The sequence below is a fragment of the Sphingobium sp. JS3065 genome, assembly GCF_026427355.1.
In the GTDB taxonomy this organism is placed as follows: domain Bacteria; phylum Pseudomonadota; class Alphaproteobacteria; order Sphingomonadales; family Sphingomonadaceae; genus Sphingobium.
The window spans coordinates 2,880,285-2,892,507 of sequence record NZ_CP102664.1 but is presented as its reverse complement, the minus strand read 5'-3'; the positions used below and the strand labels follow the sequence as shown (position 1 = coordinate 2,892,507).

The 12,223-nt window shown below is 65.2% G+C and carries 10 protein-coding genes; 7 read left to right on the top strand and 3 right to left on the bottom strand.

Annotated elements, in window-relative coordinates:
• Positions 1-85: 85 nt before the first annotated feature.
• On the bottom strand, positions 86-1,549 hold the full coding sequence (locus NUH86_RS14145) for a PLP-dependent aminotransferase family protein (RefSeq protein ID WP_267250090.1): 1,464 nt from the start codon (positions 1,547-1,549) through the stop codon (positions 86-88).
• Positions 1,550-1,638: 89 nt separating this feature from the next.
• Here NUH86_RS14145 and NUH86_RS14140 point away from each other — a divergent pair, with 89 nt between their 5' ends.
• Positions 1,639-2,241 carry a YczE/YyaS/YitT family protein gene (locus tag NUH86_RS14140; RefSeq protein WP_267252148.1) on the top strand — a complete coding sequence of 201 codons (603 nt, stop codon included), beginning with the start codon at positions 1,639-1,641 and terminating at the stop codon, positions 2,239-2,241.
• A 119-nt stretch (positions 2,242-2,360) separates the two neighbouring features.
• Positions 2,361-2,867, top strand: a complete 507-nt coding sequence (locus NUH86_RS14135) for a DUF1993 domain-containing protein (protein WP_267252147.1) — start codon at positions 2,361-2,363, stop codon at positions 2,865-2,867.
• Positions 2,868-3,030: 163 nt separating this feature from the next.
• Here NUH86_RS14135 and NUH86_RS14130 read toward each other — a convergent pair whose 3' ends face one another.
• Positions 3,031-3,513, bottom strand: coding sequence for a hypothetical protein (locus NUH86_RS14130; protein WP_267250089.1), 483 nt, complete (start codon positions 3,511-3,513; stop codon positions 3,031-3,033).
• Between the two features lie 85 nt (positions 3,514-3,598).
• Here NUH86_RS14130 and gyrB point away from each other — a divergent pair, with 85 nt between their 5' ends.
• From gyrB to NUH86_RS14115, 3 genes are read left to right on the top strand one after another with little or no spacing between them, the layout of a single operon-like run.
• Entirely contained in the window at positions 3,599-6,106 is a 2,508-nt protein-coding gene (gene gyrB / locus NUH86_RS14125; protein ID WP_267250088.1) for a DNA topoisomerase (ATP-hydrolyzing) subunit B, read from the top strand.
• On the top strand, positions 6,099-6,671 hold the full coding sequence (locus NUH86_RS14120) for a DNA-3-methyladenine glycosylase I (RefSeq protein ID WP_267250087.1): 573 nt from the start codon (positions 6,099-6,101) through the stop codon (positions 6,669-6,671). Before gyrB ends, NUH86_RS14120 begins: the two co-directional genes overlap by 8 nt.
• 29 nt (positions 6,672-6,700) lie before the next feature.
• Positions 6,701-7,174, top strand: coding sequence for a membrane-like protein (locus NUH86_RS14115; RefSeq protein WP_267252146.1), 474 nt, complete (start codon positions 6,701-6,703; stop codon positions 7,172-7,174).
• A gap of 167 nt (positions 7,175-7,341) precedes the next feature.
• Here the strand turns inward: NUH86_RS14115 and NUH86_RS14110 are convergent, their stop codons facing one another.
• The gene (locus NUH86_RS14110; protein WP_267250086.1) at positions 7,342-9,753 is read right to left on the bottom strand and encodes a ligase-associated DNA damage response DEXH box helicase; all 2,412 of its coding nucleotides are present in this window, start codon (positions 9,751-9,753) and stop codon (positions 7,342-7,344) included.
• A 216-nt stretch (positions 9,754-9,969) separates the two neighbouring features.
• Between NUH86_RS14110 and NUH86_RS14105 the strand changes: the two genes are divergently transcribed.
• Together NUH86_RS14105 and NUH86_RS14100 are read left to right on the top strand one after the other, a co-directional pair.
• Positions 9,970-11,295: a cystathionine gamma-synthase family protein gene (locus NUH86_RS14105; protein WP_267250085.1), complete on the top strand. Its 1,326-nt coding sequence runs from the start codon at positions 9,970-9,972 to the stop codon at positions 11,293-11,295.
• The gene (locus NUH86_RS14100) at positions 11,292-12,221 is read left to right on the top strand and encodes a 2-hydroxyacid dehydrogenase (RefSeq protein WP_267250084.1); all 930 of its coding nucleotides are present in this window, start codon (positions 11,292-11,294) and stop codon (positions 12,219-12,221) included. Before NUH86_RS14105 ends, NUH86_RS14100 begins: the two co-directional genes overlap by 4 nt.
• The last annotated feature ends 2 nt before the right edge of the window (positions 12,222-12,223 follow it).

The following is a 12,223-nucleotide window of genomic DNA, read 5'->3' as shown; positions in this document are numbered from 1 at the left end:
AGATGGCATCATCTGACGTTTAAGAAATCGCGGTAAAACAAAGGAATAGAGCGGTCGATCTGATTCAATCAGATCGAGAACCGCTCTAGATCAGGCGGTCGGCCTCCAGCGCGGCGGCCAGCGAATCGCGGCCACGCGGCAGGCGCGCGTGAAGCCGCGCATCGGCCTCGGCCAGCCGCTCGACGCCTGCCGTCAACTGCTCTTCCGGCAGGGTGAAGGGCAGGCGCAGGAAGCGTTCGAACGCCCCGCTGACGCCGAAGCGCGGTCCGGGAGCCACGCGCACGCCGTGGCTTTCGGAGATGGCGGCCAGCGCCGTCGCCTCCCCACGCGGCAGTTCCGCCCAGAGCGACAGTCCGCCAGCGGGCGATTCCACGCGCCAGTGCGGCAGATGCCGTTCGATCAGCCCCAGAAGATGATCGCGACGCCCGCGCAGCATCTCCGCCCGCGCGCCCAGCCCCTCATCGCTGTCGATCAGATGCGCGACGGCAAGCTGCTCCACCACCGGACTGGCCATGTCCATCGTCGTGCGCAGGCGGCCCAGCGCCGCGACGGTCTGCGGATCGGCGCGAATCCAGCCGACGCGCAGCCCGCCCCAGAAGATCTTGCTGGCCGAACCCAGGGTGATGACCTGCCGCCCCGAAGGATCGTGCACCGCGACGGGGGGCGGGGGCATATTGTCCAGCCCCATCGCCGCCATCGTCTCATCGATGATCAGCGGCGTGTGGGTGCGGGCGGCGGCGGCCACCAGCGCGCGGCGCGTGGCCGGGTCCATGCTGCGCCCGGTGGGATTGTGGAAATCGGCGATGATATAGGCGAAACGCGGGCTGGTCTGGCGGAAGGCCGCCTCCATCGCGTCGATATCCCACCCCTGTATGGGCAGGCCCACCGGAACCGGCACGATATGGGCGCGCTGCAACGCCTGGATCGCGTTATGATAGGTGGGATGGTCGATCACCGCCCGGTCGCCCGGTCCCGCCAGCCAGTGCAGCAGCAGCGACAATCCCTGCTGCGCGCCGTTGGTGACGATGATCTGATCCGGACTGGTCGGACATCCCCGCCGCTCATAATAGGCCGCGACCGCCCGGCGCAACGGCGGCAGGCCCAGCGGATCATAGCCCAGTTCGCCCAGAAAGGCGGGCAGGGCCTGCACCGCCGCCTGATAGGCGCGGCCGACGCCCGGCGCGGCGGGCAGCGCGGCATGGGTCCAGTTCAGGATATTGCCGTGGCTGACCGTGTCGATGTCCGGCAGATCCTGTTCCATCCGGCCCGGCGGCAGGCGTGTGACGCTGCCCGAACCCTGACGGCTTTCCAGGAACCCCTCATCGCGCAGCCGGTCGAAGGCGGCGGCGATGGTCGTGCGGCTAAGGCCCAGCGCGGCGGCCAGTTCCCTTTCCCCCGGCAGGCGGACGTTCAGGCCGACGCGCCCGTCCAGCACCAGCATCCGCAACGCCTGCGCCAATTGGCGATAGGCGGGTTCGGCGCTGTCCTCTGCGCGCCAGGCGCCCAGCAGGCGAAGCAGGGAAGGTGGCCGCAACAGGGAAGTGGACATGGCAATCAATTCCAATCCGAAGAATGAAGAGGCCAATTATCGAATAATGGCTGTTTTGTAAAAGGCCATTTTGGGTGATTTCCGCACCCATGATGATGCACCGCCGCCTGTTTCAGCTTTTCTGGGGCCTGGGCCTCTATGGTTTTTCCATGGCGCTGATGCTGCGCGCCAATCTGGGGCTGGACCCCTGGGACGTGCTGCATCAGGGGCTGGCGCCGCGACTGGGGCTGAGCTTCGGCATGACCGTCAATCTGGTCGGGGCGGCCGTGCTGCTGCTCTGGTGGCCGCTGCGCCAGAGGCCCGGCATCGGCACGGTCTGCAACATAGTGGTGATCGGCACCGCGGTGGACTTGAGCCTCCTGGTCCTGCCGGTGCCGGAGGGTTATGGTCTGCGCTTTGCCTGGCTGGCGGCGGGGATCGTCCTCAACGGCATAGCGGGCGGCGCCTATATCGGCGCGGGCCTGGGTCCGGGGCCGCGCGACGGGTTGATGACCGGATTCTGCCGCCGCACCGGATTGCCGGTCAAATGGGTGCGCACCGGGATAGAGATTGGCGTGCTGGCGATCGGCTGGCTGCTGGGCGGCACGGTCGGCCTGGGCACGCTGCTCTATGCCGCGACGATCGGCTGGATCGTCCACCACGCCCTGCCCTTCTTCACCATCGCGCCCCGCGAGCGCGCCGCCCTGACCTGATCCGGTTGCCCCCTGACCGGCCGGCATGGAGTTCGCCGGCCGGTCCTTTTATTCGGCAGGGGATCGACAGGGGCTATCCTCCCATGAATATGGGTCCACCCAACCATGAGGAGAAGCCGGTGGCAACCGACCTGTACGACCTGACCGTTCCCGTCTTCCTGCGCGGCCTCCGCAATCTGTCGGCGATCCTGGACAAGGGCGCCGCCTTTGCCGCCGAAAAGGGGATCGATCCGCTGACGCTGACGCAGGCCCGGCTGATCCCCGACATGGCGCCGCTGACCGCGCAGGTGCAATATGCCAGCGACACCGCCAAGGGCACATTGATTCGCATCGGAGCGCTCGACCCGGTGCCGATGCCCGACACCGAACAGAGCTTCGCCGATCTGCAGGAGCGGATCGCCAAGACCATCGCCTTCGTGGAATCCGTGCCCCGCGAACGGATCGACGGACGGGAGGATGTCGAGGTGACCCTCAAGACTCCGCGTGGCGATTTCAGCTTCACCGCCCGCAACCACGTGCTGGGCTTTGCCCTGCCCAATTTCTATTTCCATGTGACGACCGCCTATGCGCTGCTGCGGCAGGCAGGCGTGCCGTTGGGCAAGATGAATTATCTCGGCGGGATTTAGCGACTACCAAAGGAGGGGATGAGCAATTGCGGACCTTCAATCCTCCCCACGCAAAGCGTGGGGAGGGGGACCGTGCGAAGCGTGGTGGAGGGGAAGTTGCGGAGGTCGTGCCCCATTCCCCTCCACCGCCTGACGGCGGTCCCGGATAGGTCCGCACTCTACCCTAGCCCGCGATCAGCCTGATCGCGGCGCTCGATACCCAGCCGCTGAGGCAGGGGCCGTCATAGGGTCGCTTGCGGTCCACAGGTTCTGCGACGCCGCAATCGGCTGGTTCGACCGCATTGTCCGCAGGGGGCGATGGCGCGATCACCACTCCCAACCATTTCTGATCGAGGCTGCGGGTGCAGACCCAGGCGCGACCGCCCTCCCCCATGCGGGCGATTTCCCGCGCATCGGCGAATGGGGCGGCGCGCACCGCCAGCCCCCTGGCGCCGACCCCCACCGCCTGCCCCATCGTGCCGCATGCGTCGAGGCGCTGGCCATCCTCCCCGATCGTCACCGGGCGGGCCAGCGTCGATTCCAGCCGGGTGTCGGGCACCTCCTCCCGCGCCGCGCCAGCCAGTGAACTGTTGGGCAGTTCCTCCAGCACGTCGCTGCTTTTCGAACAGGCGGCGAGCATCAGGACCAGGGCAAGAACAATGCGCATAGCTGCCTGATAGACCCTGCTTTCCATGGGCGGAAGCCGCCATGTTTCGCTTTAGTTTCGTGGCCGCTTTCCCTATATGCTCGATATGAGCGAGGAAAGTCAGAACAACCCCAACAGCAACGCCTATGGCGCCGACAGCATCAAGGTTCTTAAGGGACTGGATGCCGTGCGGAAACGGCCTGGCATGTATATCGGCGACACCGACGACGGTTCGGGCCTGCACCATATGGTGTTCGAAGTCAGCGACAACGCCATCGACGAGGCGCTGGCCGGGCATTGCGACCGTATCCTGATCACGCTCAACCCCGACGGGTCGGTCAGCGTGGAAGATAATGGCCGCGGCATCCCCACCGGCATCCACAAGGAAGAAGGCGTGTCGGCGGCGGAGGTCATCATGACCCAGCTCCATGCCGGGGGCAAGTTCGAGAACACGTCCGACGACAACGCCTATAAGGTGTCGGGCGGCCTGCACGGCGTGGGCGTTTCGGTGGTGAACGCGCTCAGCGAATATCTGGACCTGAATATCTGGCGGGACGGCAAGGAGCATTATATGCGCTTTGCCTATGGCGACGCCGTGGCGCCGCTCAAGGTGATCGGGGACGCTCCGGAAGGCAAGAAGGGGACGAAGGTCACCTTCCTCCCCTCGACCGAGAAAGTGCCCGGCGACGGCGGCACCTTCAAGAATCATACCGAGTTCGATTTCGAGAAGCTGGAGCATCGCTATCGCGAGCTGGCCTTCCTGAATTCGGGCGTGCGGCTGTTCCTGGCGGACGCCCGGCATGAGGAAAAGAAGGAAGTCGAGCTGTTCTACGAAGGCGGCATCGCGGCCTTCGTGAAATATCTGGACCGCAACAAGACTCCGCTGATGCCCGATCCCATCGCGATTTCGGGCAGCCGCGACGATGTGACCATCGACGTCGCGCTGGAGTGGAACGACTCTTATTATGAAAATGTCCTCTGCTTCACGAACAACATTCCGCAGCGGGACGGCGGCACGCATCTGGCCGCCTTCCGCGCGGCGCTGACCCGGACTCTGAACAATTATGCCGACAAGTCCGGCATGTTGAAGAAGGAGAAGGTCTCGCTGACCGGCGAGGATATGCGCGAGGGGCTGACCGCCATCGTGTCGGTGAAGCTGCCCGATCCCAAATTCTCGTCCCAGACCAAGGACAAGCTGGTTTCCTCCGAAGTCCGCCAGCCGCTGGAAAGCCTGATGGCCGACAAGATGGCGGAATGGCTGGAGGAAAACCCCCAGCACGGCAAGATGATCGTCCAGAAGGTGATCGACGCCGCCGCCGCGCGCGAGGCCGCGAAGAAGGCGCGCGAACTGACCCGGCGCAAGGGGGTGATGGACATCGCCTCCCTGCCCGGCAAGCTGGCCGACTGTCAGGAACGCGACCCCGCCAAGTCCGAACTGTTCCTGGTCGAAGGCGACTCGGCAGGCGGTTCGGCCAAGCAGGGGCGCAACCGGCATAACCAGGCGATCCTGCCGCTGAAGGGCAAGATATTGAACGTGGAGCGCGCCCGGTTCGACCGGATGCTCTCTTCCAAGGAAGTCGGCACCCTCATCCAGGCGATGGGCACCGGCATCCGCGACGATTTCAACCTGGAAAAGCTGCGCTACCACAAGATCGTCATCATGACCGACGCGGACGTCGACGGCGCGCATATCCGCACGCTGCTGCTGACCTTCTTCTACCGCCAGATGCCGCAGATCATCGAGGCGGGGCATCTCTATATCGCCCAGCCGCCGCTCTACAAGGCGACGCGGGGGCGTTCCGAAGTCTATCTCAAGAACGAAGCGGCGCTGGAAAATTATCTGGTCGACAATGGCGTTGATTTGATGGCGCTGGAAACGACCGAAGGCATGCGTTCGGGCGAGGATCTGCGCCATCTGATCGAACATGGCCGGCGGATGCGGGCGGTGATGCGCTATGTGCCGCGCCGCTATAATCCGGCGATCATAGAGGCGCTGGCGATCAACGGCGCGCTCGATCCGGAACTGAGCCAGGAGGCGCAGGCGCAGCGGCTGACCAACAGCGTCACGTGGATGGACGCCCAGGACGAAGAGGGAAGCTGGAGCGGCCGCATCGCCGAAGAAGGCGGCTTCCATTTCGAACGGCTGTGGCGAGGCGTCACCGACCATCACATGATCGAGGCGGGTTTCATCGGATCGGCCGAGGCGCGCAAGCTGCACAGCATCGCCGCCGAGGAAGCGGACAGCTATCGCACCACCAGCCGGCTCGTCACGGCCAAGGCGGCGGCCGCCGCCGAGGAAGCCGGGGACGACGATCTGCCGGTCGTGTCCAAGGGCGCCGTCACCGTCACGCGGCCCAGCGAATTGCTGGAGGCGATTCTGGCGTCCGGGCGCAAGGGGCTGGCGATCCAGCGCTATAAAGGCCTGGGCGAGATGAATGCCGAGCAATTGTGGGAAACCACGCTGGACCCGGACAATCGATCCATGCTGCGGGTCGAGGTCGAGCAGGCGGACGTGGCCGACGAAATCTTCACCCGCCTGATGGGCGACGTGGTCGAACCGCGGCGCGAGTTCATCCAGGACAATGCGCTGAACGTCGCCAATCTGGATGTCTGATCCGGTGGAACCGGTCCGTTGTAGCTGGGCCGGGACCGACCCGCTCTATTGCGCCTATCATGATGAGGAATGGGGCGTGCCGGAGCGGGATTCGCGCATGCTGTGGGAAACGCTGATGCTGGAGGGGTTCCAGGCGGGCCTTTCCTGGATCACCATCCTGCGCAAGCGGGAGACGTTTCGCGCAGCCTTCGCCGGTTTCGATCCGGACAAGGTGGCGGCCTTTGGCGAAGGCGATGTCGAGCGGCTGATGGGCGATCCCGGCATCATCCGGGCGCGGGCGAAGATAGAGGCGACGATCCGGGGCGCGCGGATTTTCTGCGAGATGCGCGAGCGGGGTGAGGATTTCTCCGCCTATGTCTGGGGCTTTGTCGGCGGCGATCCGATCCGGAACGACGGCTTGACCTTTCCGGCGAAGACCGATCTGTCCGAGGCGATTTCCAAAGACCTCAAGAAGCGCGGCTTCAAATTTGTGGGGCCGACCATCGTCTATGCCTGGATGCAGGCGGTGGGGATGGTGAACGATCATGCCGCGACCTGTTTCCGGCAGGATCAGGTTCTCGCGTGAGACGGCTTCCACTTCTTGCCTTCGCCCTGATGGTGGCGGGGTGCGGCGGCGAGAAGGAAGTGCCCGCCGCCAATGTCGCGCAGCCCCAGGCATCGGCACCGATCGTCGTTCAGAACGAAACGGAGAACCAGGCTGCTGGGAATGTTTCGGAACCGGTTTCGCGTGAAGGGGCGGCCCGGCCTGCGCCCGCCCCTGCCCCCGAACGGCCGGACGGCGACCGTTATCGGGCGATCGGAACCGAACCCTTCTGGGCGGTGACGGTCAAGGGATCGACCGCTACGCTGGATCGGCCGGACAAGGCGCCGGTCCGCTACGCCGTCTCGCGCCATGACGATAAATGGGCGATCCGTTATCTGGGCGATGGCTTTTCCATGACCATCACCGAAGGCCCATGCAGCGACGGAATGAGCGACGCCGTCTGGTCCGACCGCGTGGCGCTGGCCTTTGGCGAGGGAACGCTGAACGGATGCGGCGGATTGCGGGACGATCAAGGGACGCCTTGAGGACGGAAATGGGCATCCCAAGACATTTCTTCTCCCTTGAGGGAGAAGGATACGGAGCCTTATCGAGCGGAGCGAGGTTAGGCGCAGTTGGATGAGGGGGAGCGGGCCTTCGGCCCGCGCGATCCGTTGGATCGCAACCCCCTCACCCAGCTACGACCAAGGCAGCATCAATCCGCCCGCATCGCCTCCGCCACCAGCGTTTCGGCTTCGATCAGCAGCGCGTCCTCCACCTCATGCTGGGCGACCTGTTCGCGGCCGATGAGGATCAGCACCGGCACGGCAAGCGGACTCACCCGATCCAGATCGATATGCAGCATGGTGGAGGAAGCACGGTCGATCAGGTCGCCCAGACGGCCCACATCGGTCATCCTGGCGCGGGCATCGGCCCAGGCGGCTTTCAACAACAGATGGTCGGGCTGATATCTGCGCAGCACGTCGTAGATGAGGTCGGTGGAGAAAGTGACCTGCCGCCCGGTCTTGCGCTTGCCGGGATGCTGGCGCTCGATCAGGCCGGATATCACCGCCACGTCGCGGAATGCCCGCTTGAGCAGGCTCGACTGTTCGACCCAGTCGATAAATTCATGGTCCAGTATGTCGGCGGAAAAGAGGCTGGCCGGGTCGGTGACGGGCTTCAACCCATAGACGGCCAGCGCATAGTCGTTGGAGACGAAGCCCATCGGCATCAAACCCTGCGCGTCCATGCGCCGGGTCAGCAGCATGCCGAGCGACTGGTGCGCGTTCCACCCTTCGAAACTGTAGCAGACGAGATAGTGACGCCCCTCATGGGGAAAGGTCTCGATCAGCAATTGCCCCGGTTCGGGCAGGGCGGAACGATATTTCTGCATTTCCAGCCATTCGCGGACATCCTCCGGAAAGCGGCTCCATTGATCGGGTTCGGCCAGGAAATGGCGCACCCGGTCGGCCAGGCGCGTCGACATCGCCATGCGGGTGCCGCCCCAGGTGGGAATGCGCGCCTGTTTCGACGTGGCGCGGACGACAAGGTCGCTGGTGTCCATCCGCACCGCCTCCAACGCCATGCCGGAGAAGAAGAAGCTGTCGCCGGGCCGCAGCGTGGCGGCGAACCCCTCCTCCACCGTGCCCAGCTTGCGCCCGTTGGCGAAGCGCACGTCCAGCACCGGCTGATCGACGATGATGCCCGCGTTCAGGCGGTGTTGCTGGATGAAGCGGGGATGGGATACGCGCCAGGTGCCATCGGGATCATGGGTCAGCCGCTTGAACCGGTCATAGGCGCGCAGGGCATAGCCGCCGCCCTCGATGAAATGAAGGACGTTGGCGAACGCCTCCTCCGTCAGCGCGCCATAGGGCATGGCGGAACGGATTTCGGCCAGCAACTCCTCTTCGCGAAAGGGCGCGGCGCAGGCCAGGCCCATGATATGCTGGGCAAGAACATCCAGGCTGCCGGGGCGGAAATCGTCGGTGTCGCGTTCCCCCGCTTCGACCGCGTCCAGGGCGGCGCGGGCCTCCAGATATTCGAAGCGGTTGCCGGGGATGAGGATGGCTTCGCTGGGCGTGTCCAGCCGGTGATTGGCGCGGCCGATGCGCTGGAGCAGGCGTGACGATCCCTTGGGCGCGCCCATCTGGATCACGCAATCGACATTGCCCCAGTCGACGCCAAGGTCGAGCGAGGCGGTGGCGACCAGGGCGCGCAGCTTTCCCACCGCCATCGCCGCCTCGACCTTGCGCCGCGCCTCGATCGACAGGCTGCCATGGTGGATGGCGATGGGCAGGTTCGCTTCGTTCACCGACCAGAGCGACTGGAAGATGAGTTCGGCCAGCCCCCGCGTGTTGCAGAAGACCAGCGTGGTGGCGCGGCGCTCAATCTCCTCCATCACCTGCCGGGCGGCATATTTGCCGCTATGGCCGGACCAGGGGATGCGCCCCTCCGGGATCAGAATGGCGACATGCGGATCGGCGCCCTGCTCGCCCATGACCGGGGTGACGGCGTCTATGTCGCCGTCCGGGGCCAGCCAGGCGCGATAGGCGTCGACATCCGCGACCGTGGCGGACAGCGCGACGCGGCGAAGGCCGGGATTGATCGTCTGCAACCGGGAAAGCGACAGGTTGAGCAGGTCGCCGCGCTTCTGCGTGGCGAAGGCGTGGACTTCGTCGATGATGACGGTCTTCAACCCTGGGAACATCAGGAAACTGTCGGGATAGCTCAGCAGCAGCGAGAGCGATTCAGGCGTGGTGAGCAATATCTGCGGCGGGCGGGCGCGCTGGCGCGCCTTGCGGTCGGAAGGGGTGTCGCCGGTGCGGGTTTCCACCCGGATCGGCAGGCCCATTTCCTCTATCGGCGTGAGAAGGTTGCGGCGGACGTCGACCGCAAGAGCCTTGAGGGGCGAGACATAGAGGGTGTGAAGACCGTCCGCCGGATTTTCGATCAGGTCGGCAAGGGTCGGCAGGAAACCGGCGAGCGTCTTTCCTGCGCCGGTCGGGGCGACCAGCAGCGCGTGCCTGCCGGACCGGGCGGCGGTCAGCATGTCGGTCTGGTGGCGGCGGGGCGTCCAGCCGCGGGCGGTGAACCAATGCTCCAGCAGTTCGGGTAGGCGTCGGTTCATGGGGAGAATGTAGGCGGAAAAAGGGTGAAGACCATCCCCTTCAACGCCTTTGCTCCCCCGAAGGCCGGAAGCCGGTTCGAACCGCTGTGTAATTTAAGTTTGATCATGTGAAATAATCTTATCGAACTTCTCTGGCCCCTTCCCCTCGAAAAGCGTTACACTCCTTCCCATCGGAGCGGCGCAGCAGATGCCGCCAAAGACTTGCAGGAGAATATAATGACCGGCGAAACCGAAGCCGACCTCACGGGCGTCGAACCCACCCACAACCGGCGGCGCCCCAAGCAGCCGATCATGGAGATCGAAGGCCGCAAGCTGAAACCCGCGACGCTGATGATGGGGCATGGCTATGACCCCACCCTGTCCGAAGGATCGCTGAAACCGCCGATCTTCCTGACATCCACCTTCGCCTTCGAAAGCGCGGCGGCAGGCAAGCGGCATTTCGAAGGGGTAACGGGCATCAGGCCCGGCGGGGCGGAGGGACTGGTCTATTCCCGCTTCAACGGCCCCAATCAGGAAATTGCCGAGGACCGGCTGTCGGTCTGGGAGGAGGCGGAGGACGCCCTGCTCTTTTCCAGCGGCATGTCCGCCATCGCGACGACGCTGCTCGCGCTGGTGCAGCCGGGCGACGTGATCGTGCATTCCGCGCCCCTCTATGCCGCGACCGAATCGCTGATCGGGCGCACATTGGGCAAGTTCGGCGTGCAATGGCTGGATTTCCCGGCGGGCGCGACCGAGGAAGAGATCAGCGCGGTGATCGAAAGGGCCAAGGGGCTGGGCCGCGTCGCGATGATCTATCTGGAAAGCCCGGCCAATCCGACCAATGTGCTGGTCGATCTGGAGGCGGTAGTTGCGCGGCGCGACTTTTTGTTCGGAGGCGAAGAATATCACCCGCCCATCGCCATCGACAACACCTTCCTAGGCCCGCTCTGGCTTCATCCGCTGAGTCATGGGGCCGATCTGGTCATCTACAGCCTCACCAAATATGCGGGCGGGCATAGCGATCTGGTCGCGGGCGGCGTGCTGGGGTCCAACGCGCTGATCAACACCATCCGGCTGATGCGAAACACCATCGGCACCATCCTGGACCCGCATTCCGCCTGGATGCTGCTGCGGTCGCTGGAGACGCTGGAACTGCGGATGAGCCGCGCGGGCGAGAATGCGGCCAAGGTCTGCGCCTGGCTGAAGGACCAGCCGCAGGTGGAGAAGGTCGTCTATCTCGGCTTTCCGGAGACGGAGCGGCAGGCGGATATCTATGCACGCCATTGCACCGGGGCGGGATCGACCTTCTCGCTATACCTGAAGGGTGGCGAAGCGGAGGCCTTCGCCTTTCTGGATGCGCTCAAGATCGCGAAACTGGCCGTCAGCCTGGGCGGGACGGAGACTTTGGCGAGCCATCCGGCGGCGATGACCCATTTGTCCGTACCCGCCGAGCGAAAGAAGGCGCTGGCGATCAGCGACAATATGGTGCGCATCTCCATCGGCTGCGAGGATGCGGGCGATCTGATCGCGGACTTCGCCCAGGCCCTGCGGGCGATAGGATGACGGGCCGGCCGCTGATCCTGGTGGCGCAGCCGCATCTGGCGCCGTTGCTGGATGTGCTTTCCTCCCGATATGACGCCATGCCCCTGTGGGAGGAAAGCGGAAAGGCGCGGCTTGCGAAGGCCGAGATTCTGGTGACGGCGGGCGAGTTCCGGCTCGATCCGGCGATGCTGGAACAGATGGCCGCGCTGCGGCTGATCGCCTGTTTCACCGTGGGCTATGACGGGGTCGACCTGGACTGGGCGCGGGCGCGGGGCGTGGCCGTGACCCATGCGGGGGACGCCAATGCGGAGGATGTGGCGGATCATGCGCTGGGCCTCATCCTCGCCCATCGGCGGCGGATCGTGTCGGGCGACCGGCAGGTGCGGTCGGGCGAATGGACAGCAGGCGCGAAGATGCTCACCCGGTCGATGGCGGGTGCGCGGGTCGGGATCGTCGGCATGGGCAGCATCGGGATCGCCCTCGCGGAACGGGCCGGGGCGATGCGCATGCGGGTCGGCTGGTGGGGACCACGGGAAAAGCCGGAACTGGGCTGGGCGCGGGCGGAAAGCCTGGAGATGCTGGCGCGGGACAGTGACGTCATGGTGGTCGCGGCGAAGGCGACCGAGGAAAATCGCGGGATGATCGACGCTTCGGTGATGGATGCGCTGGGGCCGCAGGGGCTGCTGGTGAATGTCGCGCGCGGCCAGTTGGTGGATGAGGATGCGCTGATCGCTGCCTTGCGGGAGGGGCGGCTGGGCGGAGCGGCGCTGGACGTCTTCGAAAGCGAGCCTACCCCTGCCGCGCGTTGGGCCGATGTGCCGAATATGGTGCTGACGCCGCATATGGGCGGCGCGACCTATGAAGCCGTCGGGCGGATGCGGGATATGCTGCTGGCGAACCTTGGGGCCTATTTTGCAGGGGAGCCGCTGGTTTCGCCGGTCGTCTGAAC

Coding starts and splice junctions, on each gene's coding strand:
- NUH86_RS14120 (WP_267250087.1), top strand. CDS start 6,099: ATGTCTGATCCGGTGGAACCGGTCCGTTGTAGCTGGGCCGGGACCGAC.
- NUH86_RS14130 (WP_267250089.1), bottom strand. CDS start 3,513: ATGCGCATTGTTCTTGCCCTGGTCCTGATGCTCGCCGCCTGTTCGAAA.
- NUH86_RS14110 (WP_267250086.1), bottom strand. CDS start 9,753: ATGAACCGACGCCTACCCGAACTGCTGGAGCATTGGTTCACCGCCCGC.
- gyrB (WP_267250088.1), top strand. CDS start 3,599: ATGAGCGAGGAAAGTCAGAACAACCCCAACAGCAACGCCTATGGCGCC.
- NUH86_RS14145 (WP_267250090.1), bottom strand. CDS start 1,549: ATGTCCACTTCCCTGTTGCGGCCACCTTCCCTGCTTCGCCTGCTGGGC.
- NUH86_RS14140 (WP_267252148.1), top strand. CDS start 1,639: ATGATGATGCACCGCCGCCTGTTTCAGCTTTTCTGGGGCCTGGGCCTC.
- NUH86_RS14105 (WP_267250085.1), top strand. CDS start 9,970: ATGACCGGCGAAACCGAAGCCGACCTCACGGGCGTCGAACCCACCCAC.
- NUH86_RS14100 (WP_267250084.1), top strand. CDS start 11,292: ATGACGGGCCGGCCGCTGATCCTGGTGGCGCAGCCGCATCTGGCGCCG.
- NUH86_RS14115 (WP_267252146.1), top strand. CDS start 6,701: ATGGTGGCGGGGTGCGGCGGCGAGAAGGAAGTGCCCGCCGCCAATGTC.